Source organism: Bifidobacterium phasiani, assembly GCF_019331775.1.
GTDB lineage: Bacteria > Actinomycetota > Actinomycetes > Actinomycetales > Bifidobacteriaceae > Bifidobacterium > Bifidobacterium phasiani.
The window spans coordinates 1-25,152 of sequence record NZ_JAHBBD010000025.1 but is presented as its reverse complement, the minus strand read 5'-3'; the positions used below and the strand labels follow the sequence as shown (position 1 = coordinate 25,152).

General features: G+C 67.2%; 17 protein-coding genes and 3 pseudogenes. 14 read left to right on the top strand and 6 right to left on the bottom strand.

Annotation, left to right across the window (positions count from 1 at the left end):
• Positions 1-261 precede the first annotated feature (261 nt).
• From gltB to KIH73_RS09215, 3 genes are all read left to right on the top strand, one after another.
• Entirely contained in the window at positions 262-4,833 is a 4,572-nt protein-coding gene (gene gltB / locus KIH73_RS09225; RefSeq protein ID WP_219082807.1) for a glutamate synthase large subunit, read from the top strand.
• 1 nt (position 4,834) lies between these two features.
• A complete protein-coding gene (locus tag KIH73_RS09220) occupies positions 4,835-6,367 on the top strand; it encodes a glutamate synthase subunit beta (protein ID WP_219082805.1) in 1,533 nt (510 codons plus the stop codon).
• A 379-nt stretch (positions 6,368-6,746) separates the two neighbouring features.
• Positions 6,747-7,205, top strand: a complete 459-nt coding sequence (locus KIH73_RS09215; RefSeq protein WP_219082802.1) for a tripartite tricarboxylate transporter TctB family protein — start codon at positions 6,747-6,749, stop codon at positions 7,203-7,205.
• 235 nt (positions 7,206-7,440) lie between these two features.
• On the opposite strand, the gene KIH73_RS09210 is transcribed toward KIH73_RS09215, so the two are convergent.
• Both KIH73_RS09210 and KIH73_RS09205 read right to left on the bottom strand, forming a co-directional pair.
• Positions 7,441-7,686, bottom strand: a complete 246-nt coding sequence (locus KIH73_RS09210) for a hypothetical protein (RefSeq protein WP_219082800.1) — start codon at positions 7,684-7,686, stop codon at positions 7,441-7,443.
• A gap of 100 nt (positions 7,687-7,786) precedes the next feature.
• Positions 7,787-8,227, bottom strand: a complete 441-nt coding sequence (locus KIH73_RS09205; protein ID WP_219082798.1) for a flavodoxin family protein — start codon at positions 8,225-8,227, stop codon at positions 7,787-7,789.
• Positions 8,228-8,483: 256 nt separating this feature from the next.
• Between KIH73_RS09205 and KIH73_RS09200 the strand changes: the two genes are divergently transcribed.
• Positions 8,484-8,831, top strand: a complete 348-nt coding sequence (locus KIH73_RS09200) for a hypothetical protein (RefSeq protein WP_219082796.1) — start codon at positions 8,484-8,486, stop codon at positions 8,829-8,831.
• An 854-nt stretch (positions 8,832-9,685) separates the two neighbouring features.
• Here the strand turns inward: KIH73_RS09200 and KIH73_RS09195 are convergent.
• Both KIH73_RS09195 and KIH73_RS09190 read right to left on the bottom strand, forming a co-directional pair.
• Positions 9,686-10,072: a type II toxin-antitoxin system death-on-curing family toxin gene (locus KIH73_RS09195; RefSeq protein WP_338023994.1), complete on the bottom strand. Its 387-nt coding sequence runs from the start codon at positions 10,070-10,072 to the stop codon at positions 9,686-9,688.
• Positions 10,062-10,286 carry a type II toxin-antitoxin system prevent-host-death family antitoxin gene (locus KIH73_RS09190; RefSeq protein WP_219082792.1) on the bottom strand — a complete coding sequence of 75 codons (225 nt, stop codon included), beginning with the start codon at positions 10,284-10,286 and terminating at the stop codon, positions 10,062-10,064. Before KIH73_RS09190 ends, KIH73_RS09195 begins: the two co-directional genes overlap by 11 nt.
• Before the next feature lie 418 nt (positions 10,287-10,704).
• Here KIH73_RS09190 and KIH73_RS09185 point away from each other — a divergent pair, with 418 nt between their 5' ends.
• The 4 genes from KIH73_RS09185 (at position 10,705) to KIH73_RS09170 (ending at position 15,081) form a co-directional block, all read left to right on the top strand.
• Positions 10,705-10,908, top strand: a complete 204-nt coding sequence (locus tag KIH73_RS09185; RefSeq protein ID WP_219082790.1) for a response regulator transcription factor — start codon at positions 10,705-10,707, stop codon at positions 10,906-10,908.
• 678 nt (positions 10,909-11,586) lie between these two features.
• Positions 11,587-13,365 carry an ATP-binding cassette domain-containing protein gene (locus KIH73_RS09180; RefSeq protein ID WP_219082787.1) on the top strand — a complete coding sequence of 593 codons (1,779 nt, stop codon included), beginning with the start codon at positions 11,587-11,589 and terminating at the stop codon, positions 13,363-13,365.
• A 521-nt stretch (positions 13,366-13,886) separates the two neighbouring features.
• Positions 13,887-14,729, top strand: a complete 843-nt coding sequence (locus tag KIH73_RS09175) for a metallophosphoesterase family protein (RefSeq protein ID WP_219082785.1) — start codon at positions 13,887-13,889, stop codon at positions 14,727-14,729.
• Between the two features lie 31 nt (positions 14,730-14,760).
• Positions 14,761-15,081: a hypothetical protein gene (locus KIH73_RS09170; RefSeq protein ID WP_219082782.1), complete on the top strand. Its 321-nt coding sequence runs from the start codon at positions 14,761-14,763 to the stop codon at positions 15,079-15,081.
• 124 nt (positions 15,082-15,205) lie between these two features.
• On the opposite strand, the pseudogene KIH73_RS09165 reads toward KIH73_RS09170, so the two are convergent.
• Both KIH73_RS09165 and KIH73_RS11000 read right to left on the bottom strand, forming a co-directional pair.
• Positions 15,206-15,664 (bottom strand): annotated as a pseudogene (locus tag KIH73_RS09165) (IS30 family transposase); the annotation flags it as partial.
• Between the two features lie 190 nt (positions 15,665-15,854).
• Positions 15,855-16,208 (bottom strand): annotated as a pseudogene (locus KIH73_RS11000) (response regulator); the annotation flags it as partial.
• A 227-nt stretch (positions 16,209-16,435) separates the two neighbouring features.
• On the opposite strand from KIH73_RS11000, the gene glgA reads away from it, so the two are divergent.
• From glgA to KIH73_RS09130, 6 genes and pseudogenes are all read left to right on the top strand, one after another.
• The gene (gene glgA, locus KIH73_RS09155) at positions 16,436-17,674 is read left to right on the top strand and encodes a glycogen synthase (protein WP_219082780.1); all 1,239 of its coding nucleotides are present in this window, start codon (positions 16,436-16,438) and stop codon (positions 17,672-17,674) included.
• A gap of 162 nt (positions 17,675-17,836) precedes the next feature.
• A complete protein-coding gene (locus KIH73_RS09150; RefSeq protein WP_219082778.1) occupies positions 17,837-18,685 on the top strand; it encodes an ABC transporter ATP-binding protein in 849 nt (282 codons plus the stop codon).
• Between the two features lie 211 nt (positions 18,686-18,896).
• Positions 18,897-20,615 (top strand): ABC transporter ATP-binding protein, encoded by a 1,719-nt coding sequence (locus KIH73_RS09145; RefSeq protein ID WP_236022697.1) that lies wholly within the window; start codon positions 18,897-18,899, stop codon positions 20,613-20,615.
• Positions 20,615-22,543: an ABC transporter ATP-binding protein gene (locus tag KIH73_RS09140; RefSeq protein ID WP_219082773.1), complete on the top strand. Its 1,929-nt coding sequence runs from the start codon at positions 20,615-20,617 to the stop codon at positions 22,541-22,543. The genes KIH73_RS09145 and KIH73_RS09140 overlap by 1 nt, the downstream gene beginning before the upstream one ends.
• Before the next feature lie 39 nt (positions 22,544-22,582).
• Positions 22,583-23,629, top strand: a pseudogene (locus KIH73_RS09135) (tRNA (adenine-N1)-methyltransferase); the annotation flags it as partial.
• A gap of 483 nt (positions 23,630-24,112) precedes the next feature.
• Positions 24,113-24,670 (top strand): SixA phosphatase family protein, encoded by a 558-nt coding sequence (locus KIH73_RS09130; RefSeq protein WP_219082772.1) that lies wholly within the window; start codon positions 24,113-24,115, stop codon positions 24,668-24,670.
• The last annotated feature ends 482 nt before the right edge of the window (positions 24,671-25,152 follow it).

Here is a 25,152-nt window from a genome sequence, read left to right as displayed (position 1 = left end):
GCGCGCCGCGGACGGTGCGAACCACGCCGCCGCATGCGCCGTCCGCAGGCGAGGCGCACCGCGCGCGTCCACTATGCGGACGGCATGAGTTCAAAAACGGAACCGTTGGAATCAGTCGCTTTGCGCGGGGTATTGACATTTGCGCGACTTCGGTATATGGGCGTATGAAACCCTTTCGATACAGGGTGGCTGTACACTGCGAGGGCAAAGTGTGTAGGGACGGCGGGCGCCATCCGCCCGCCCTAGGGAGAGGTGATTCCGGTGACGTTCAACGCCCCGCTAGATTTGACCATCCACCGCAAGGAGGGACTGTATGATCCCGCCTCCGAGCACGACGCCTGCGGCGTCGGCATGGTCACCACCCTGAATCGCCGGGCCGAGCGGAGCGTCGTCGACCAGGCCATCGAAGTGCTCGTCAACCTCAACCACCGCGGCGCGGTCGGCGCCGAGGAGAACACCGGCGACGGCGCGGGCATCCTGATGAGCATGCCCGACGAGTTCATGCGGGCCGTCGTCGACGCCGAACTGCCCGAGGCCGGCCACTACGCCGCGGGCATCGCGTTCCTCGACCGCGACATCGCCGCCTCCGGCCGCCAGGAGCAGGCCATCGCCGCCATCGCCGCCGAGGAGGGCCTCGAGGTGCTCGCCTGGCGCGGCGTGCCCACCAACCCCGACGGCCTGGGCCTGCAGGCGCTCGCCACGATGCCCGCGTTCGTCACGCTGGTGCTCGCCGCCCCGGACGGCGGGCTGGGCGGGCTCGACCTGGAGCGCAAGGTGTTCCGCGTGCGCAAGCGCGCCGAGCACGAGGTCGGCGTGTACTTCGCCTCGCTGTCCTCGCGCACCATCACCTACAAGGGCATGCTCACGACGATGCAGCTGACGTCGTTCTTCCCCGACCTCAACGACGCGCGGATGAAGGCGCGCGTCGCCATCGTCCACTCGCGCTTCTCGACGAACACGTTCCCGAGCTGGCCGCTGGCCCAGCCGTTCCGCCTGATCGCCCACAACGGCGAGATCAACACGATCCAGGGCAACCGCAACTGGCTGTCCGCCCGCGAGGGCCGCCTGAGCTCCGAGCTGCTGGGCGAGTTCGAGCCGCTGCTGCCGATCAACACGCCCGGCTACTCGGACTCCGGCACCTTCGACGAGTGCCTGGAGCTGCTGCACCTGGCCGGCCGCAGCCTGCCGCACGCCATCTCGATGATGCTGCCGCCCGCCTGGGAGAACGACCCCTCGCTCGACCCGGACGTGCGCGCGTTCTACGAGTACAACAACACGCTGATCGAGCCGTGGGACGGCCCGGCTCACATCATCTTCACCGACGGCACGCAGGTCGGCGCGCTGCTCGACCGCAACGGCTTCCGCCCGGGCCGCTGGCAGCTGGCCGACAACGGCATCCTGGTGCTGGCCTCGGAGGCGGGCGTGCTGCCCGGCATCGAGCAGGCGCACGTCGTGGCCAAGGGCCGCCTGGAGCCGGGCCGGATGTTCCTGGTGGACACCGACGAGGGCCGCATCATCCCCGACGAGGAGATCAAGCGCACGCTGGCCTCGCAGCACCCGTACCGCCAGTGGGTCGAGGGCAACACCGTGCGCATGAGCGAGCTGCCGGCCCGCGAGCACGTCAACCACTCCTTCGAGTCGGTGCTGCGCCGCCAGCGCGCGTTCGGCTACACCGAGGAGGACATCAAGCTGGTCCTGGCGCCGATGGCCGAGACCGGCAAGGAGCCGCTCGGCTCGATGGGCAACGACGCGCCGCTCGCCGTGCTCTCCAAGCGCAGCCGCATGCTGTTCGACTACTTCACGCAGAAGTTCGCGCAGGTCACCAACCCGCCGCTCGACTGGGAGCGCGAGGAGATCGTCACCTGCCTGGAGTCGGCGATTGGCCCGGAGCCGAACCTGCTGGAGGACAGCGAGCTGCACGCCAAGAAGATCCTGATCCCGCTGCCGGTCATCAACTCCGAGGAGATGGCGCAGCTCAAGCGCCTCGACCGCGCGGCCATCCTCGAGGGCTACTACAAGCCGTACATCGTCAGGGGCCTGTACCAGGTCGCCGGTGGCGGCAAGGCGCTGGAGGCCCGGCTCGAGGAGATCTTCGCCGAGATCGACGAGGCCATCGCCGGCGGCTCGAACTTCATCGTGCTCTCCGACCGCGGCTCGAACCACACGTGGGGCCCGATCCCGTCGCTGCTGCTCACCTCCGCGGTGCAGCACCACCTGCTGCGCCGCCACACGCGCACCCAGGTTTCGCTGGCCGTCGAGGCCGGCGACGTGCGCGAGATCCACCACGTCGCGCTGCTGGTCGCCTACGGCGCGGCCTGCGTGAACCCGTACCTGGCCTTCGAGTCGGTCGAGGACCTCGCCGCGCGCGGCTACCTCAAGGTCGACGCGGCCACGGCCGTGACGAACCTGACCCGGGCGCTGTCGGTCGGCGTGCTCAAGATCATGAGCAAGATGGGCGTCTCGACGATCATGAGCTACCGCGGCGCGCAGCTGTTCGAGGCCGTGGGCCTGAGCCGGGACGTCATCGACCGCTACTTCGCCGGCACCACCTCCCAGGTCGGCGGCGTCGGGCTCGACGAGATCGCCGAGGAGGTGGCCGTGCGCCACCGCGTGGCCTACCCGAACCAGTGGAACGTCACCGCGCACAACGCGCTGCAGACCGGCGGCGACTACAAGTGGCGCCGCACCGGCGAGGACCACCTGAACGACCCCGAGGCGATCTTCCTGCTGCAGCAGTCCACCCAGCGCGGCGACTACGGGATGTTCAAGAAGTACTCGGCGCACGTCAACGACACGTCGAACCGCCTGATGACGCTGCGCGGCCTGATGAAGTTCAGGCCGACGCGCAAGCCGATCCCGATCGACGAGGTCGAGCCGGCCAGCGAGATCGTCAAGCGCTTCTCCACCGGTGCGATGAGCTACGGCTCCATCTCGCAGGAGGCGCACGAGACGCTCGCCATCGCGATGAACATGATCGGCGCGCGCTCGAACTCCGGCGAGGGCGGCGAGTCCGACGACCGCATCAACGACCCGCTGCGCTACAGCCGCATCAAGCAGATCGCCTCGGCGCGCTTCGGCGTGACCAGCGACTACCTGGTGCACGCCACCGACCTGCAGATCAAGCTGGCGCAGGGCGCCAAGCCCGGCGAGGGCGGCCACCTGCCCGGCGCCAAGGTGCCGCCGTGGATCGCCAAGGTGCGCCACTCGACGCCCGGCGTGGAGCTCATCTCCCCGCCGCCGCACCACGACATCTACTCGATCGAGGACCTGAAGCAGCTGATCAACGACGCGAAGATGGCCAATCCGAAGGCCCGCATCCACGTCAAGCTCGTCTCGGAGTTCGGCGTCGGCACGATCGCCGCCGGCGTGGCCAAGTGCCATGCCGACGTGGTGCTGATCTCCGGCTACGACGGCGGCACCGGCGCGGCCCCGCTCAACGCGATCAAGCACGCCGGCACCCCCTGGGAGATCGGCCTGTCGGAGACCCAGCAGACGCTGATCCTCAACGGCCTGCGCTCGCGCGTCACCGTGCAGTGCGACGGCGAGCTGAAGACCGGCCGCGACGTGATGGTCGCCGCGCTGCTGGGCGCCGAGGAGTTCGGCTTCGCCACCGCGGCGCTGATCGTCGAGGGCTGCGTGATGATGCGCGCCTGCCAGAAGAACACCTGTCCGCAGGGCATCGCCACGCAGGACCCCGAGCTGCGCGCGCGGTTCACCGGCAAGCCCGAGCACGTGGTCAACTTCTTCATGTTCGTCGCCGAGGAGGTGCGCGAGCTGCTCGCCCAGCTCGGCTTCCGCACGCTCGAGGAGGCCGTCGGCCACGTCGAGTGCCTCGACCAGGACGAGGCGGTCGGCCGCTGGAAGGCCGACGGCATCGACCTGAGCAACGTGCTGATGCAGCCCGGCCCGGTGCCCGGCACGATCCTGCACAAGACGACCGAGCAGAACCACGAGCTCGACAAGGCGCTCGACAACGAGCTGATCCGTCTGGCCGAGCCCGCGCTGGAACGCCGCGAACCGGTCCGCATCGAGATGCCGATCCGCAACGTCAACCGCACGCTGGGCACGATGGTCGGCTACGAGATCACCCGCCGCTACGGCGCCGAGGGCCTGCCCGACGACACGATCGACATGACCCTGCACGGCTCCGGCGGCCAGTCCATCGGCGCGTTCATCCCGCGCGGCGAGACGCTGCGCGTGTACGGCGAGGTCAACGACTACGCCGGCAAGGGCCTGTCCGGCGGGCGCATGGTCGTGCGCCCCGAGGAGGGCGTGGGCTTCGACCCGCACGAGAACGTCATCGCCGGCAACGTGACCGGCTTCGGCGCGACCTCCGGCGAGATGTTCGTCGCCGGCCGGGCGGGAGAGCGCTTCGCGGTGCGCAACGGCGGCGCGACGTTCGTCGTCGAGGGCGTGGGCGACCACGGCTGCGAGTACATGACCGGCGGCACGGTCGTCGTGCTTGGCCCGACCGGACGCAACTTCGGCGCCGGCTTCTCCGGCGGCGACGCCTACGTGCTCGACCTGGACATGGGCAAGGTCAACCCCGAGGCCGTCGAGCACGGCACGCTGCTGTTCGAGCCGCTCGACGCCGACGCGTCCGCGCTGGTGCGCGGCCTGGTCAAGCGCCACGCCGAGGAGACCGGCTCCGCGTTCGCCGCCGCGCTGCTCGGGGACTGGGACGCGGCCGCCGCGCGGTTCACGCACGTGGTGCCGAAGCAGTACGTGGCCATGACCGAGGCCATGCGCAGGGCCGAGGCCGAGCATATCGATTTCAATGCGCCCGGCGTCTGGGAACAGGTGTACGAGCAGGTTATGGAAGGAGCGCGCTGAGATGGCGGACCCCAGAGGATTCCTTAAGGTACGGACCCGTCGCGAGCCGGCCGAGCGTCCGGTCGCGGAACGCATCCGCGACTGGATGGACGTGCACGCCGAGTCCGGTCTGCAGCCGTGGACGATCGAGCAGGCCTCGCGCTGCATGGACTGCGGCACGCCGTTCTGCATGACCGGATGCCCGCTGGGCAACCTCATCCCCGAGTTCAACGACCTGGTGTACCAGGAGAAGTGGGAGGACGCGTACAACCGGCTGTCCTCGACGAACAACTTCCCCGAGGTCACCGGGCGCATCTGCCCGGCGCTGTGCGAGGCCGCGTGCGTGCTCGGCATCCACCAGCCGCCGACGATGATCAAGAACGACGAGTGCACGATCATCGACCAGGCGTGGGAGCTGGACTACGTCAAGCCGATGCCGCCGCACCGCCTGACCGACATGACCGTCGCCGTGGTCGGCTCCGGCCCGGCAGGCCTGGCCTGCGCGCAGCAGCTCACGCGCGCCGGCCACACGGTCGTCGTCTACGAGCGCGATGACGCGGTCGGCGGCCTGATGCGCTACGGCATCCCTAATTTCAAGCTCGACAAGCACCTGATCGACCGCCGGGTGGAGCAGATGGAGGCCGAGGGCACGCAGTTCCGCACGAATGTGGAGATCGGCAAGGACATCTCGTGGGACGAGCTGCGCTCGCGCTACGATGCGGTGATCGTCGCCATCGGCTCCACGGTGCCGCGCGACATGAACCTGCCGGGCCGCGATCTCGACGGCATCCACTTCGCGATGGACTACCTGCCGGACGCCACGCGCCGCGTCTACGGCAAGGAGCCGGTCCACGGCATCGACGCGGCGGGCAAGGACGTCATCGTGATCGGCGGCGGCGACACCGGCTCCGACTGCCTGGGCACCGCGATCCGCCAGGGCGCCAGGAGCGTGACCGTGCTGCAGATCATGCCCAAGGAGCCGACCGAGCGGCCGGCGAACCAGCCGTGGCCGACCTACGCCCGCCTGTACCAGAAGACCAGTTCGATGGAGGAGGGCGGCGAGTACCTGTACAACACGGATTCGGTGCACTTCGTCGGCTCCGAGGAGGACCGGGCCAAGGTCACGGTGGAGAACTCCGCCACCGCCACCGGCTTCGTCGCCGACGAGCGCGGCCACGTGACCGGGCTGAAGGTCGTCACGGTCGCCCCGGGCGAGGACGGGCCGTTCACCCGCCAGCCGGGCACCGAGCGCGTGCTGCCCGCCGACCTGGTGCTGATTTCGGTCGGGTTCCTGCACCCGGACACCACCACGCTGGTCGACCAGCTGCCGGTCGAGCTCGACGGGCGCGGCAACGTGGCGCGCGACGACTCGTACGCCACCTCGCAGGACGGCGTGTTCGCCTGCGGCGACGCCGGTCGCGGACAGAGCCTGGTGGTCTGGGCGATCGCCGAGGGCCGCTCCTGCGCGGCCGCGGTTGACCGCTACCTGACCGGCGAGACCGAGCTGCCCGCGCCGATCGCCGCGTCGGCACGGGCGATGGCGCTGCCGAGGTAGGCAGGCGACCGCCGCTCGATGTCGTAGGGACGGCACCCACCCCGTTCGGGCTTGCAGGGTCCGCATTCAACCCTGCAAGCGCCGGCTTCGGGCGGTCTTCCGCATGCCGTTCCCGTTTTCCGGGCAGCAATCCACGAGGTGCCGCCGTCCACGTCACTGTCCCTGCCGTTACCTGTCTCGTACGGCAGGAGGCATCCGGCACGCCGGCTCAAGGCCCCCGATGCCGGTCGGTTTGGTCCAGTAAGGCGCGTGGCCGTGCCGGTGGCGTGCGGGAATGTCGCGGCCCGTCGAGAACCGGGATGGATTTGCGCCCATTCGGCAGGTCGTGTTGTAAAGTGACTTGGAGTTGACGAACCGTCAGTGTCATGAAGGAGTGAACATGCCGAACCGTGCCGAGCGTCGTGCGCAGGAGAAGAGGAATCGCAGGGGAGTGCCGCAGCAGTACGACCAGACGAAGGGTCGCGCCCGTTCCGGCATGATCGACGAGTACGCGCTGCAGCAGAAGTCGATTCGCCTGCAGGAGGGCACCGACGGCGAGTGGAAGCCGACCGCCACGACGCTGGCCCCCGAGGTGACCGCCGACACCGATCTGTCGCTGCGCAACCCGAAGCTGCTCAAGTCCCCGCATTCCGTCCACCAGTGGTTCCGCGTGGTCAGCTGGATTCTCATCGTCATCGCCGCGATCGCCTTCGTGGTCGTGATGTGGCTGCCGAGCAGGCCGATCTGGCTGGTGCTCGCCATCGCCGTCGTGTTCGCCGTCGGCGTGGTCAGCCTGTTCTTCACGGCCGGGAACTCCAAGCACAATCCGAATCTCGACGCCAACGGCACGGCCGTGTGAGCCGGCGCCCGCCCCGGCCGGCGGCAGGGCGGGCGCGGAAGGGCCCGCATATGCAGGGACTCCCCGGATCCGCGGACCGTGGTCGCGGTGGGCAATCGCCATCGCGGTCATGATCCGTAGGTCCGGGGAGTCCGTCGTATCGGGCGGCTCTGCGGCGGCCGCGCGGCCGGTCGCTCGTCACGGCGCTGTAGGGCCTCCGGCGCCGAGCGGGTCGAGCGCCGTCTGCCGGCGCCTTTTACCAGCCGAGCGGCGCGTCGAGGATGACGCTGGTCGACGGGGTGATCAGCACCTCGATGGACCGGCCCTCGACCGGATGCGACGAGGTCGAGAACGAGAACTCGCGGACCTTGCGGTCGGACACGGTCTTCGTCAGCACCGTGTGCAGCTCCTTGAAGGTGTTGCCGGCGTTCTCGGCGGAGGTGAATTCAAACGGTACGCCGTCGATGATGAGGCGGCTGATCTTTGCATGTTCCTCATTCATACCCTCATCAAAACACCGAGGGGGCGACATTGCGCGCACATTGTGTCGGATGGCGAAACCGTCCGGCCATGCGGTCCGCGCCGGCCGGGCCGCCCGTCCGTCAGCGCAGCCCGCGCCCGAGCTCGTAGGCCAGGCGCGGGTAGCGCGAGGCGCGCGCCATCGCCGGCGTGCCGCAGCCCGCGCCGAGCACCGTCCCCATGTCCGTGAGGTTCAGGTAGCGCATCAGCGTGCGGTAGTACGTCTCCAGGGACTCGAACGTCCAGTCGTCGGAGTCCCACGCCTCGGCCAGCAGCGCCGACCGCATGCGCTTGCGCTGGATGCTGGAGTTGAACGGGCAGAACCGGTCAATCACCGTCTTCAGCTGCGCGGACACGGTGTAGTAGTACAGCGGCGTGACGAACACCACCATGTCGGAGGCGAGCATCGCCTCGCGGATCGCATCCATGCCGTCCTTGAACACGCACGGCCCCTCGTAGCCGCAGCGCACGCATCCGGTGCAGGGGTGGATCGGCGTGCGCGGCGTCGACGTTCGTGACCGCATGCCCGGCCTCCTGCGCTCCGCGCGTGAACTCGTCCGCCAGCATGGCCGACGACCCATGCGCGTTGTGGCTTCCTTGAAGCGCGATGATGTTCATATCGCCTCCCTTCCGGGACGCCATGGTGCGTTTCCGCCGCCATCCTCGGGCCTTGTGACCGCCGCCGCCAATGCCCGGGCCGTTCCCGGCTGCATGCGCATCCGGCATGACGCCGGGCGTTTCGGTGCGCGGCCGGGGGCGGCGAGGCGGTACGATGGGCGCATGGGAACGGTTGCGTGGAAGATTCATGTGCCCGAGGAACTGGACACGAGGGCGCGGTCGAGAATGCGGCGCACGGGCGAGTCGCTCAGCCATCTGGTGCGCACGTCGGTGTCGCGCGAGCTGGACGTGCCGATCGCGGTCGAGCCGATCGATCCGGGCGTGCACGCCGGCCGGGGCGCACGCGTCGCGGAGGTGGACAGGGATCTGAAGGTCAGGCTGGACGCCTCCCGCCACGGCCGTCTGCGCGACGAGGCGAAGAAGCGCGGGGTGTCGATGGCGATGCTGGCGCGCACGGCGATCGAGGACTGGCTGGAGCGCGAGGAGCAGGACGAGATCACGCTGTTCTGACCGGGTTCCGGTTCTTCCGGGCCTTGGGCTCTCCGGTTCTGGGGATCATCGCCCGTGGCATGATGGCCGGCGTCGAGGCGACGCCACCCGTGACGGCGAGGACGTACGCGGGCAGTATCCATCTCGGCTGCGTCATGGGCACGGCCTTATCCGCAAGCGAAGCAACCTTGCACGACGTCGTCCGCTCGCCTGGCACGTTCCGTGCGGATCGCGGACGGAACACGGTCCGACGCCGCCATCCCTGACCGTGCGATTGCGTGTTCCATGCGGATTGAGGGCGGAACGGCCTCGATGTGTGTCGCAGCTTGTGTTGATGCGTTAACTGTGGTGGATTCGGGGGTTTGCGGACACCTATCTGCGCTAGGTGAGGCAGCCGGAACGCCATACCCGGAGTATCGGCCTTGCAATACCGCCCCTCATACTCCGGGTCTTCCGGAAACCCTGCCCCAACTAACGCAGATAGGTGTCTGCAAGACCGCCAATCCACTACACATAATCAAAAACGCACCCGCTGATAACCGGGACGCACGACGAACGACGCGAATCCGCCAAGACACAACCCGATGTTCGGGTTTATGTCCTCGATGAGCCCGTGGCCGACACGGTTCCGAGACGCGGCCGATGTCCGCCTCGAGGCCAGCGTCTGCCGAAGCCGACTATCGACGCGGCAAATGGATATGCCGATTCTCTGTCCGCGAGCGGACTTGCCATGTGACAACGGCTTGGCTCGAGGCTTGACGAACATCGAACCGGCGGGTCCTTATGCACGGTGCGTCAGACATCACCGCAGCCAGGTCTGCCGACAAATAACGCAACAGGGCGAATCAGCGATGGCTTACCCCTCGAAACCACGATCATTGCGAAGATGACGATCTGATGAACGCGAGCAGACCCTGGTAGTCCATGTCGCCGGACGCGACCGCAAGCGTCACTCGGTACAGCTCTCCGTGATCGAAAACGGCGGGGGAACCGCCGGCCCGCAGGAGAACCAGCATCAGTGCGAGTCCGGTGCGTTTGTTGCCGTCGGCGAACGGGTGCTGCGTGATGACCTCGTAGGCCAGCCGGGCGGCCTTCTCCTCCAGAGAGGGGTAGAAATCGACGCCTCCGAACCTACCCCACGGCTGTGCCAGGCACGCCTCGAGCGCGCCCATGTCGCGGATCCCGGGCAAGCCGCCATGGCGGTCAATCTGCATGTCATGGATGGCGATTGCCGTGGTCGTGTCGATTCGTTCAGGTCTCACGGGCCAGCGCCTCGAACACGTCATGGTAATCGGCGTCCACCGCGTCGGCAAGGGTCAGATACCCCTTGTCCGCGATCGGCTCGTCGATGGGCACGATCTTGAACGCCGGCTTGTTGTTCCTGAACACCGTGACCTGGATGTGGTCGGTCATGACCCTGTCCGCAATCGTCGACAAATCGCGGCGCACATCGGAGAAGCTCGCCGTCAGCGCCATGATCGCGCTCCCTTCCAAGACCCATATATCGTCATGAATATTGTACCGAATTATGTGCAACAACGGTTACGTGTATAACCCTGTATTTTTGGCGCATACCCTTCGCCTCCACCGAGATGACCCGTCATCGGCGAATGAATCGAATCTGATCTGCATTCTGCACAGGAGCAATCGCTCGGCCGCCCGTGTGGATGACAGCTGCCGAACATGTCGGAGGCTGCCTGCAACGGCCGTGTCATCCAGACATATGACAAATGGCAGCGGGATGCCCATGCGCCTGTTTGGATGGAATATACGACCGGATAGTTGAGCGTGACGGTCCGGCTGATGACCATATGATGTCGTTTCGGGGGGTGTGCCATGGCAAAAGGTGGTGTCGGGGCCGGGGTGTGCGTGGTTTTCTGCGTGACGTGTTCCTGTGCCTGGACGGACGTACCTGTCCGCCAGTGAGACCGAGATCCTGCGCTGGTACGCCAGGGGACTGACCACACGACAGGTATCCGAACTGACGGGCCTGAGCGCCAACACCATCAAGACCTACACCAGACGCGCCATGGACGAACTCGACGCCGCCACCCACGGCCAGGCCATCGCCAAATTCATCGAACACGACCACCAATGACCCCACAAGCCCAACCCCACCCACGACCAAACCCACCAAACACGAACAACCACCCAGTGTTGTGTACATGCGTTAACTGTGGTGGATTCGGGACATTGCAGACACCTATCTGCGCTAGGTGAGGCAGCCGGAACGCCATACCCGGAGTATCGGCCTTGCAATACCGCCCCTCATACTCCGGGTCTTCCGGAAACCCTGCCCCAACTAACGCAGATAGGTGTCTGCAAGACCGCCAATCCACTACACATAATCAAGAACACACTGCCGCCGACAACCGCAAACACGACAAGCGTCGCAGATTCGCCAAGGCACAATCAATCTTCATGCTCACGGATTCCAGATTATGATCCCTCCACGCATGCGGGCCGACCATCGAGATATGGTCGGTGTCCAGTTCGGGACCGTGCTTTTGTCGAAACCGAGTATCGTCGGTAACAACGATATCGAGCCGCAAACATACGCAAACGTTCTGAACGCCGTTGCGACCCGCACACGATTCAACGGACACCGGTCATGAGCGTCGTGCGCTGCGGCAGTGGGCAGATGGGCATGGCGATCTTCTATTCGCAAATCGGCGATCGAGATCATAGCGACGAGGGACGGGGAAGGTATCGGGACTTCTTCCCGCATTCCACGGCGGAGCAGGCACGGCGCCGGATATGACGGGGAGGACATGGCATGAGGGAAAGAATCGGAATCGTCGTTCGCAAGACCCTGTCCACGCTGCAGGCGCTGCCGTATGCGTGGAAGGCGTCGCCGGCATGGCTGCTGGCGCTGACGGGCGTGCTGGTGGCGCAGGGGCTGGTCGGCCCGGCGACGTCGGTGCTTGCCGGCAGGACGGTGGGCGCGATCTCGAGCTCTGGCGGGGACACGGTCGCGTTGACCGCCTGCTGGGCCGTCGTGCTCGCTCTGGACTGCGGGTCGTATCCGTTGATGTACCTGTTCTCCAGCCAGCTGAACGAGCGCATGACCCTGTACATGCACCGCGTGATCATGGACAAGGGGCTGGAGCTCAAGCGCATGGACCTGCTGGAGGACTCGAGGCTGTACGACAGGCTGAGCGCGATCCTCAAGGAGGCCGGGGCGCGGCCGGTCAACTACATCGTCCTGTACACCTACATCCTCAGGGGCGCGGTCAGCCTGCTGAGCTACGCCGTGATCCTGTGGCGTGTCTCATGGTGGATCCCGCTGCTGGTGATCGCCTCGGGCGTGCCGGTCACGAAGTCGCTGGAGCGCATGAGGCAGGCCAGCTGGATCGCCCAGCGCGAGAACCAGGGCGACCTGCGGTTCGTCGAGTACCTGACCTCGCTGCCGCTGGACCGCGCGTCCGCGGCCGATGTGAAGCTGTACCGCGCCGGCGGGCTGCTCCGCGACGCGTTCGACGAGCACGCGGCACGCTATTCGGCCACATTGAAGGGCATGCGCGTCGCCTCGCTGCGGCGTGTGCTTCCCGGACTGCTGCTGGGGATCGCCGGCTACACGCTGGCGCTGTTCGGCATCCTGCGCCTGCCGGCCGACGTCGCCGTCACCGTGTCCGGGGGCGCGGTGCTGGTGCAGTCGTTCGTCTCGATGCGCGCCACCGTCGACGGCATCGTGCAGAACCTGTCGTTCCTGGGGGAAAAGGCCTACTTCTTCCGCGACGTGAACGAGTTCATGGCATTGCGGGAAAACTGGCCCGACGCCGAGCCCGCACATGACGCCGAACCCGAGGGCGAGGGGCCGATGGGGATCGAGCTGCGCCACGTGTGGTTCCGCTACCCGGGCGAGGACGACTACGCGCTCAAGGACGTGAGCCTGCGCGTCGAGCCCGGCCGGACGCTGGTGGTGTGCGGGAGGAACGGGGCCGGCAAATCCACCCTGCTCGGCATCATCTCCGGACTGTTCCTGCCGGAACGCGGCGAGGTGCTGATCGACGGGCGGCCGCTCACCGCCGACGGCATCGACGCGGTCAGGGAACGCATGGCGGTCATGCTGCAGCACCCCGGCATCTACGGGTTCCCCGTCGAGCAGAACATATCGATGCGCACGCCCGGCGAATCCGACCGGCGGCGCGCGGAACGCAGCCTGGCCTTCGCCTTCGGCGACGATCCCCGCCCCGACGCCGGGCGCCGGCTGCTCAAGGAGTACGGCGGCACGGAACTGTCCGGCGGGCAGAACCAGCGCATCGCCCTGGCGCGGCTGGCGTACCGGGACGCGCCCTGCATCCTGCTCGACGAGCCGACCGCGGCGATCGACCCGCTGCGCGAGGCCGAGCTGTTCGACTCGATAGCCGCGATGTGCGCCGGCCGCACCGCCGTGCTGGTCACCCACCGGCTCCCGTTGGCCGCGACCGGCGACCGGATCGTCGTCATGCAGGACGGGCGGATCGCCGAATCCGGGACGCTCGACGAATTACGGGACCGCGACGGCGGCATCTTCGCGGCGATGGTCGCCGAACAGGAACGCATCACCCTGTAACAACGCACAAGCCCACGGGCGGCGGACCTGATTGCGATGATTCGCAGCGAATACGCGTCCGGCGGGAGCGAGGAGACCGGGTGGACGTACGACGAAATCGATGCGGACAGTTTCGAGGAGCTTGTGCGGACGTGGGGCGACGGGTACAGGAAACGCACGGGTGCGAACCTGTGAGCCATCTTCCTCACGGCGACGTGGCCGACGCCGAGGGGTTCGAGTTCTGCTCACGTGAGCTTCCCCTGACGACAACACGAGGAAAGGGATCATCAAGCCATTCGGGCAATCCTTCTACCTGACGGATGCGATGCGGGAAACCGCCAGCACTGGCCATGCCGCCATGATTCTGTTATACCGTAATCATCCACGAAGCCATGAATCCCGACCGATGACCGGGCGGGTTGCCGGGAGCGCGGATTGCCCGAAGAGGAGATTAGGCTGGATATGGACGACTTCACCCGCGCATCCTCCCCGGGAAGAGGGATCGACCTGTCCTTGAAAAGCATGAAAGGATCCGAACGACAATGACCGGTTCAATATTGTTCGTAGGTGACATCCACGACAAGGGGAGCGTCGTCTGCCCGGCCGTCGAACACCACATGACGGAACGTCACGTGGACACGGTGGTGTTGCTCGGCGACCTGCTGAACGACTGGAACATGAGCGCGAAGGGTGAGATCAACGAGTTCGCCATCCTGCACGACCATGTGCTCGCATGGCGGCGTGACGGCGTGGACGTGCGCGTGCTGCTCGGCAACCATGACGTGGTATACACGACACAGCCGCGCAGCATCGAAGCATACCGGCTGAAGGATTGCAGCCCCGGCTACAATCCGGGCGCGCACGGGACCATCCGCCCCATGCTGTTGGAACTGGAACCGCAGATCGCCTACGGCGTCCGACTGGCAGACGACCCGAATGGACGGCAGGTGCTTTGCACGCATGCGGGCGTCACGTTGAGCTGGATGGACTGGTGCAGGCGCATCCTCGGCTCGGAGCCGTTGGGCGACGGGGCCGCATACATCGCGCTCTGGCTCAACCAACTGTTCAGGGATCATCCCGTCACATTCATGGAGCGTATCGGGTTGAAACGCGGCGGCGGATGGAACAAGACCATCAGCCCCCTATGGGTGGACCGCGGCGAACACAACGAGCATGACAGCGTTCTGCCCGGCGACATCATCCAAATCGTCGGGCACACGCCCGTCCCGACCATCACGCCTGCGCCCGGCATCCGATACTGCGACACCATGTCGGACGACAGCCACGGCAACCACTTGGGCGACGGGAGCATGCTCCTGTACGACGGCACGACCGGACGGTTCGACACACTCCCATGGCCCGAACACATCGAAAGAAACGCATGACGAACGGATTGGATTTGACCTCGTGGATTGAATGGGCGTCGACGGCGGGATGGTTCTGACGGTCGGTTGCGTCCTGTTTCTCGCCGCCGGGTTCGTCTTCTTCCGCGTCCTCCATATCCATACCGCCGGATGTGAGGCGGGACGTACAGCCGGGGTTACGGTCGTCGTCTCCGGCATCGTTCTCATGCTGCGCATCACACTGATTGGTCTGACCTCGATCCACCGACGGGACACACTGTCCGATGAGAAATGCAACGAACACGTCGCCGACGCCCACGGTTTGCCGACATCGATTGCGCCCTGCCCGGCGGGCGACGAAAACGGCGATCTCACGCATCTGGATAACGGGTAGGAACATGGTCAACGATACGGACCCGTATCTGCCCGATGAACGGAGGGGAGTGGCGTAGCCGATGATGAATCCTGCGAACGCGCCGGCATGGCCGGCAGTCGAAGCCGGTCCCCTTGGGCGGCTAGCGGCGGATTCGCCCGTTGCGATTCCCTGCCGCCCCTCTGCCAGGAGCTGTAGGGGGCGGCGAAGTAGGTGAGCATCCCCAGAGCCTCGTCTACCAGCCGATGGCAGGACGACTCGCTCCCGTTGTCCCAGGTGCGGTCGACACGCAGTTCGGGAGGAATCCTTGGGTGGATGTCGTACTCGGCGCGGGCCGTGGCCATGGCGCTCTTGTCGGGAACGAGGCGGGCGAACGGCTAGCGGCCGGCGCGCTCGTATTGCGTATCAATCACGCGCGGGACGGGCGGGCTTCGACTACGGTATCGGACTCCCCATGCCCTGGCTCGCGTCTGGAATCCACCGTCCTGGGACGTTGTTCGATGGGCACACGCATCGGGTTGTGCGGTCCCTTCACGCCGCGTCCCCTTCTCCTGTCGCGACGGCGTTTGCCCCGTGGCAGGTACTGGCGCAGGTCCAACGAGCGCGGCCAGGTGCAGGCTGCAGGCCAGCAGCGCCGTGGGCGTCCACGGCAGCGGCCTGCACAGCATTTCCTCGTGGTCGCGTGCGGCGGGCCGGAAGACCGCGTTCGCGCATCGCGCCGGCGGGGGCAGGACCATGCCTTCGGCGAGCATGGCTATGGCCCGCGCCATGGCGCCGATGTCGGCCTTCCCCACGATGCCCTGGGCCCTGTTTTCGGCCGCCCGTTCGGCGAATGCCTCCAGCGGGTACGATGTGGTGGCCAGTATCGGCATGGTGTCGAGATTGGCTCTCAGGCAGCGGCATACGCGCGGTCCGGGCGCGTCGGACAATGCCATGTCGAGCAGGAGGACGTCCGGGATCTGCCGGTCCTCGACGCAGCGGATCACGGCCGTCCTGCCGCTGAGCTCGGTCCACAGCACGGTGAAGTCCCGGCCGAGTAGCGATTCCAACGCCCGAAACGTGATCGGATCGTTGTCCGCGATGGCGATGGCATCGTCAGCCCCGATGAATACGTCATACACCGCAATGTGTAGCGGCGACGGGGACATTCTGGGGACATTGCTGCGACCCCTCATGACCCCATTTCCGCTGGAGCCCCGCCGGTCCCCGGCATCCGGCCGAGAGCCGTCCGGAGCCGTCGCGCGACACGCCACCAAGCCCCTGTTGCCCCTCATAAACCCTCGCAATCCCTGGCGAATCGTTGCAATCATGCGGAACAGCGGCCGGCCGCGATAGAATCGGTACGTCACCACACTCAACGCAGAGAGGAAACGCAATGAAGGTTGACATTCTCACGCGCGAATACCCGCCGAAGGTCTATGGCGGCGCCGGCGTCCACGCCGAGGAGCTGTCCAAGGTGCTCGCCGAGCGCATCGACGTGACGGTGCGCGCGTTCGACGGCCCCCGCACCGAGGCCGACATCCCCGCGATTCCCGGCGACGACCCCAAGGGCAGCCTGAAGGTCGTCGGCTACGACACCCCGGCCGAGCTCAAGGACGCGAACGGCGCGATCAAGACGTTCGGCGTGGATCTGCAGATCGCCAACGACGTCGATGCCGACATCATCCACGCGCACACCTGGTACGCCTGCCTGGCCGGCCGCCTGGCCCAGCAGCTGCACGAGATCCCGCTGGTCATCACCGCGCACAGCCTCGAGCCGTTCCGCCCGTGGAAGCGCGAGCAGCTCGGCGGCGGCTACAACCTGAGCTCCTGGGCCGAGAAGGACGCCTACGAGCACGCCGACGGCATCATCGCCGTCTCCGGCGGCATGAAGCAGGACATCCTCGCCGCGTACCCGAACGTCGACCCGGACAAGGTGTTCGTCGTCTACAACGGCATCACGATGGCCGACTTCGCCACGCCCGCCGACGACGATCCGGGCTGGGCCGTGTTCGACCGCTACCACATCGACCGCAGCAAGCCGACGCTGCTGTTCGTCGGCCGCATCACCCGCCAGAAGGGCCTGCCCTACCTGCTGCAGGCGTTGCATTTCGTCGACAAGGACATCCAGGTCGTGCTGGCCGCCGGCGCCCCGGACACCCCGGAGATCGCCGAGGAGGTCAAGACCGCGTTCGCCAAGCTCGACGAGGAGCGCGGCAACATCATCTGGATCGAGGAGATGCTGCCGAAGCCGGAGCTCAACGCCCTCGAGCACGGCTGCGACGCGTTCATCTGCCCGTCGATCTACGAGCCGCTGGGCATCGTGAACCTCGAGGCGATGGCCTGCGGCCTGCCGGTCGTGGCCAGCGCCACCGGCGGCATCCCGGAGGTCGTGGTCGACGGCGAGACCGGCTATCTGGTCCCGATCGACCAGCTGCACGACGGCACCGGCACCCCGACGAACCCGGACAAGTTCGTGCACGACATGGCCGACGCGATCAACAGGATCATGCGCGACCCCGAGCTGGCCAGGAAGATGGGCCAGGCCGGCTACGAGCGCGCCCGCGACAAGTTCAGTTGGGAGTCGATCGCCGACGCGACCATCGAGGTCTACAGGAAGATCCTCGAGAAGTAGCAAGGCCGCGCTTCGACACGGGTGACATATGACGGGAGCCGTTCCGATCCGGAGCGGCTCCCGTTCGCGTTCCCGGCCACGCACGGGCGTGCGGCGTACGGCCGCGACCCATTCTGCGGACAGGCCGCGCCGGATGCGGCGGCGCGAAGTACAGTGGAGTCCATGGACGACATCGCATTGAAGCTTACCGACGTTGAGTTCCGCAGGCAGCGCCGCGTGATCCTCGCCGGAGTCAACCTGGAGATCCGCCGCGGCGAGAAGTGGGTGCTGTTCGGACCCAACGGCATCGGCAAATCGAGCCTGGTGCAGATGATGAGCACGCGCGGCTTCCCGTCGAGCGGCACCGTCGACATTCTGGGCAACCGGCTCGGCAAGGTCGACGTGTTCTCCTACCGCAACCGCATCGGGCTGAGCTCGGCCGAGCTGGCGCGCGCGTTCCCGCCCAACGAGGATCCGCTCGACGCGGTGGTCACCGCGCTCACGGCGACCACGGGCCGCTGGCGCGACACCTACACCGACGAGGACGTGGCCCGCGCCCGCGGGCTGATGGAGGAGTTCGGCATCGCCTACCTCGAGGGCAAGCAGATGTTCAAGCTGTCCGAGGGCGAGCGCACGCGCGTGCTCATCTGCCGCGCGCTGATGGCCGACCCGGACCTGCTCATCCTCGACGAGCCGACCACCGGCCTGGACCTGGGCGGCCGCGAGCTCGCGCTGCGCGCGCTCAGCCGCATCGGCGCCGAGGACGTCGAGCGCACCGTGCTGCTGGTCACGCACCGCCTGGAGGAGATCCCCACCGGATTCGACCACGTGGCCGTCATGGGCCGCATGAGCGGCGACGAGGCCGACGCCTACCAGGCCAACGTGGCCGGCAACGACCCCTCGCCGGGCACCATCGTCTACACCGGAGACCTCGAGCACGGCCTCACCTCGGAGCGGCTGAGCGCGATCTTCGGCCTGCCGCTGTCCGTGACGCGCACGCAGGGGCGCTGGTCGGCGTTCGCCCGCGCCTGACGCCGGTCCGGTCGGACGCCGGAACCGTCCGTGACACGCCGTCGTTTCGGCTTGCCCGGGCCGCTCGCCTCACCATGGCGGGCGGCCCGGCCCGTTTCGGGCCGCCCCCTTGTGTAGCGTGGTGCGCACGTCTTCCGGCCCGTCGACGACGCCGCGGAGGGCGTGACCGCATGGGGACCTACCAGGGAGGAGGCGGGCGATGTTCCGCATCATGACACGCTATCTGCGCGCCTACAAGGGGCAGGTCGCCGCGCTGATGGTGTTCCAGATCGCGCAGGCGCTGCTGGCGCTGTACCTGCCGAACCTCAACGCCGACATCATCAACCGCGGCGTCGCCTCCGGCTCCAGCGCCGAGATCTACCGCTACGGCGCGATCATGCTGGGCTTCAGCGTGCTGCAGATCATCGCCGCGATCGTCGCCACGTACTTCTCGTCACGCCTGGCGATGCGGCTGGGCTACGAGGTGCGGCGCGACTACTTCAGGGCCGTGGAGGGCTTCTCGCTGCAGGAGGTGGAGCGGTTCTCCGCCGGCTCGCTGATCACCCGCGCGACCAACGACGTGCAGCAGGTCCAGATGATGTTCTACCAGGGCTTCGCCGTGATCCTGCAGGCGCCGATCATGTTCGTCGGCGGCATCGCGCTGGCGGTCCGCCAGGACGCGACGCTGACGTGGCTGCTGGTGGTCATCATCCCGGTCGTGCTCGTCGTGGCGCTGCTGCTCATGGGCCGCATGCGCCCGCTGTTCGGCCAGCTGCAGGAGCGGCTCGACAACCTCAACCGCATCGTGCGCGAGCAGATCACCGGCGTGCGCGTGATCCGCGCGTTCACCCGCGAACGCACCGAGGCCGAGCGCTTCGGGCGGGGCAATGCGGCGCTGCGCGACACGATGGTGGGCGTGGGCCGCCTGATGAGCCTGATGATGCCGCTGATGATGTTCATCATCAACTGCTCGAACATCGCGATCATGTGGTTCGGCGGGCTGCGCATCGACGCCGGCGGCATGCAGATCGGCAGTCTGCAGGCGTTCATCCAGTACCTCATGATGATCCTGATGAGCCTGATGATGGCGGCGATGATGTCGGTGATGATCCCGCGCGCCATGGTCTCGGCCAGGCGCATCAACGAGGTGTGCGACACGACCTCCTCGATCACCGCGCCCGAGCATCCGTACCATCCGACCGATCCCCGGGGCGTCGTGGAGTTCCGCCATGTCTCGTTCCGCTATCCGGGCGCCGAGGAGCCGGTGCTCGACGACGTGAGCTTCACCGTGCGGCCGGGCCGGACGCTGGCGATCATCGGCTCGACCGGCTCGGGCAAGTCGACCATCATCCGTCTGGCGCAGCGCATGTTCGACGCGACGCAGGGCCAGATCCTCGTCGACGGCCACGACGTGCGCGACTACGATCCGCACGAGCTCGCCGCGCTGTTCGGCACCGTGCCGCAGAAGGCGCTGCTGTTCAGCGGCACCGTCGCCTCGAACCTGCGGTTCGGCGACCGGAGCGCCGACGAGGCCGCGATGTGGCGGGCGCTGCGGATCGCGCAGTCCGACGGGTTCGTCAGGGAGCATCCCGACGGACTGGACGCGCCGGTGGCCCAGGGCGGCACGAACTTCTCCGGCGGCCAGCGCCAGCGCCTGTGCATCGCGCGCGCCATCATGCGCGACCCGAGGATCTTCACCTTCGACGACTCGTTCTCGGCGCTGGACTTCGCGACCGACCGCGCGCTGCGCGAGGCGCTCAGGCCGATCACCCGCGATGCGGCCGTCATCATCGTCGCGCAGCGCATCTCCACGGTGATGGACGCCGACGAGATCATCGTCATGGACAACGGGCGCATCGCCGGGCGCGGGCGCCATGAGGAGCTGCTGCGCGACTGCGCGACGTACCGCGAGATCGCGGATTCGCAGCTGAGGAACGGGGAGGTGGACTGATGCCCGGACACGGACAGGGACGCGGCGGGGCGCCGACCACGAGCAGGCCGCGCACGCATACGCTCAGGCGGCTGGTCGGCTATGTGCTGCAGGACCGGCTGCGCGTCGTCATCGTCATCGCCGCATGCGGCCTGGCCACCGTCACGATGGTGCTCGGCCCGTGGATCATGGGGCGGGCCACCAACGTGCTCTTCGAGGGCGTGATCTCGAAGATGCTGCCGGCGGGCGCCACCAAGCAGGAGGCCATCGCCGCGCTGGAGGCCAACGGCCAGGGCGACATGGTCGACATGGTCGCCTCGATGGACATCCGTCCGGGCGAGGGCGTGGACTTCGCCCGGGTCGCCATGATCCTCGGCGTCACCGCATGCGTGTTCGTGTGCACCGTGTGCCTGCGCTGGCTGCAGGGCTGGACGCTGACCCGGCTCGTGTCAAACGCGGTGTACCGCATGCGCCGCCAGATCGAGGACAAGCTCGACCGGCTGCCGCTGCGCTACTTCGACCGCGTGCCCCGCGGCGAGGTGATGAGCCGGACCACCAACGACGTCGACAACATCGGCCAGTCGCTGCAGCAGGTGCTCGGCGAGCTCATCTTCTCGCTGTTCTCGATCATCGGCACGGTGGCCATGATGCTCGCGCTCTCGCCGACGCTGCTGCTCATCTCGTTGATCGTGATCCCGTTCCTGCTGGGCGTCGCCTACCTGATTATCCGCAGGTCCCAGCCGTACTACGTCCGTCAGTGGAACGCGACCGGCACGGTGAACAGCCAGGTGGAGGAGATGTTCTCCGGGCACATGGTGATCCGCGCCTACGGCCAGGAGCAGGAGGCGATCGACGAGTTCGACCGGCGCAACCGCGAGCTGTACGACAGCTCGTTCATGGCCACGCTGATCTCCGGCGTCAACATGCCGGTGACGCAGTTCTTCGGCAATCTCAACTTCGTCATCGTGGTCGTGGTCGGCGGACTGAAGGTGCTCTCCGGCACGATGTCGCTCGGCGACCTGCAGGCGTTCTCGCAGTATTCGCGCCAGCTGTCGCAGCCGCTGGGCCAGCTCAGCTCGATGGCCACCATCCTGCAGAGCTCGCTGGCCTCCGCCGAACGCATCTTCGAGTTCCTCGACGAGGACGAGGAGGAGCCGGAGCGCGGGCATACGACCGACATCGAGGACGTGCGCGGCCTGGTCAGGTTCGAGCATGTGCGGTTCAGCTACGATCCGGACGAGCCGCTGATCGAGGACCTGTCGCTGGAGGCCCGGCCCGGGCAGACCGTCGCGATCGTCGGGCCGACCGGCGCGGGCAAGACCACGCTGGTGAACCTGCTCATGCGCTTCTACGAGATCCAGGGCGGCCGCATCACCATCGACGGCGTGGACACGCGCGACATGACCCGTCACGACCTGCGCCGGCATTTCGGCATGGTGCTGCAGGACACCTGGCTGTTCGACGGCACCATCCGCGACAACCTGCTGTACGGCCTGCACGAGGGCGACGCCATCGACGAGGACCGGATGGTCGAGGGGGCGCGGGCCTGCCACGTCGACGAGTTCGTGCGGCGTCTGCCCGACGGGTACGACACGGTGCTCAAGGACGACACCGCCGAGCTCAGCCAGGGCGAGCGCCAGCTGCTCACCATCTGCCGCGCGTTCCTGTCGGCGCCGGATATCCTCATTCTCGACGAGGCGACCAGCTCGGTCGACACCCGCACCGAAGTGCTCGTGCAGCAGGCGATGAACCGGCTGCGCAAGGGACGCACCAGCTTCGTCATCGCCCACCGGCTCTCCACCATCCGCGACGCGGATCTGATCCTCGTCGTCGACCACGGCTCGATCGTCGAACAGGGCACGCACGACGAACTGCTGGCCAGTGGCGGCGCCTACGCCGACCTGTACCACGCCCAGTTCGCCAACGGCGGTACCATCGATGAGGAATAGCCGAGGCCGCCGGCCATCGCACACCCAGAAAGGACGCATATGCGCACAGGTCCGCTGCAGGCGGGGGAGAAGGTCCAGTTCACCGACCGCCGGGGCAAGAAGATCACCGACCAGCTCGTGCCCGGCGGCACCACGCAGACCGAGCATGGGCTGATCCTGCACGACGCCGTCATCGGCGCCTCCGAGGGCAGCGTGACCGTGACGGTGAGCGCCAAACGGGAGTCGCAGATCAACGCCCGGCATCCCGAACGGGATTCCGGCAAGCCGTGGAAGGGCACGCGCGCCATCGGCGGATGGCAGTTCGCGGTCATGCGCCCGAGGCTCGCCGACTATGTGCTGTCGATGCCACGCGGCGCGCAGATCATGTATCCCAAGGACATCGCGCAGGTCATCCAGCTCGGCGACATCCGTTCGGGCATGTCGGTGCTGGAGTCCGGCGCCGGCTCCGGGGCCATGAGCCTCAACCTGCTGGACGCCGTGGGGGAGTCGGGCCGCCTGACCACGATCGAGATGCGCCCGGACTTCGCACGGGTGGCCGAGGCCAATGCGACCGTGTACTACGGCCGCCGCCCGGAGTGGTGGAATCTGCTGACCGGCGACTTCGACACCGTCGCCGCGGGGCTTGAGGCGCATTCCTTCGACCGGATCACGCTCGACATGCTCGACCCGTGGAACCGCCTCGAACAGGCGTACCGCGTCATCGCCCCGGGCGGCGTACTCGTGTGCTACGTGACGACGACCACGCAGATCAGCCGCCTGGCCGAGGCGCTGCGCGAGTCGTCGATTTGGACCGAGCCGGACATCCAGGAGACGATGGAGCGCAGCTGGAAGGCGCAGGGTCTGGCCGTGCGCCCCGACCACCAGATGATCGGACACACCGGGTTCCTGGTGGTCTCGCGCGCCATGGCCGAGGGGTTCGACGCGCTGCGCAAGCGCGAGCACGGCGCCAAGGACACGACCAGCGACATCGACGCCATGACGCCCGAGGAGCGCGCGGCGCAGCTGGAGGACCTCGAGCTGCGCGACATCTCCGACCGCAAGCTGCGCAAGGTGCTGCGCGACCTGGACCGTCAGGTCGCCGCGCTCGGCGCTGCGACCGCCGGCACGGATCCCGCCGGGGATGCACCGGCCGGCGGTACGGCCGCTGCCGAGGACCCAATGGTCGGTGGCGCGAATCCAGCCAAGTCCTCAACGGCCGGCGACGCCCCGGACGGCACGGGCGCGCCAACCGGGGGGAGCAGCCGGGAGGCCGAAGCCGGCGACGCCCCGGATGGCGTCGGCACGGCGGTGTGACCTGTGGCCGGGCACGGCGCCGCCGACATCCCGGTGCGGGCCCATGCAGCGGGACGGCGTCGCGTTCCGCGTCCGGGCGCGGCATCCCCTGCGGTCTCCCGCCATACGCGATGGATCGGACGTCATCGGGCGGAAGGCGCGGGGATGGTCCGGCGGCCGGCGACGTAGCCGCCGGCCGCCGGCTACCTGATTCGACGACGGACCGCGGCGCCGCCACGTCGGGGGCCGTCATCTGCGACAATGAAATCACAAGAACATACGTGAGGAGCGTGCATCATGGGCGTCAATCTCAAGAAGCTGTCGAAAACGGCGAAGGACTACCGGCACATCCTCATCATCATGAGGCACGGCAAGGCCGAGCCCATCGGGCAGGGCGGCGACCGGGACCGCGAACTGGCCGACAAGGGGCACAAGCAGGCGAAGAAGGTCGCCAAGGGGCTCGCCGAACTCAAGCTGGTCCCCGACCGCATCGCCTGCTCGGGCGCCGCACGCGCGCTGCAGACCTGCGAGCGGATGCTGAAGACCTTCGGCGACCATCCGAAGGTCGACTACCGCCAGAGCCTGTACGAGGGCGGTGTGCAGGCCGTGTTCGACGAGATCTCGCAGACCAAGGACAAGGTGCGCGTGCTCATGGTGCTCGGCCATGAGCCGACCGTGTCGATCAGCTGCCAGTGGCTGGCCTCCGAGGACTCCGACCCCTCGCTGCTCGACCTGCTCAATCTGGGGCTGTCGACCGCGGGCGTCGTGATCTTCGGCTCGGACGAGCCGTTCTCCAAGTGGCAGATCCGTTCCGGCAAGCTGCTCGCGGTCATCAACCCCAAGGATTTCGACTGAACGGCGTCGGAATCGCGCCGACCGGTTGATTGCTTGACCGATCAATCAACCGGTCGATCGAACGGTGCCGCTGATCCCGGTCGGGCGTCTCGGTACTCGGCTTGTGCATCAAGCGCCGCCGGTCCGGTCGGGCGATATGAATCCCGGCGCGACGTCCGCCGGGTCGACGCCGTCTGCCCCTTCATCCTTCATCGCGCGCCGTGGCGCGGTACGGTCCCTCCGACGCGCCTCATGGGCCGCGCGGTACCGTACCGTGGTACGGTACCCCAATAACAATGGCGGAATACCAACGATTCTGATTCCGTACCGTACCGTGGTACGGTACGGTGCACCCGGAATCGACTCCTGGAGGTTCTGTAATGTCTTGGGGCATGGTTGTCGGGTGTCTTGGGGCATGGTTTACTTCTGTCCTGGGTCATGGTTGACGGTTGGGGTGGGGGATGATGGGTTGGTAGTTGCGGGTGGGGTCGAGTGGCTGGTCG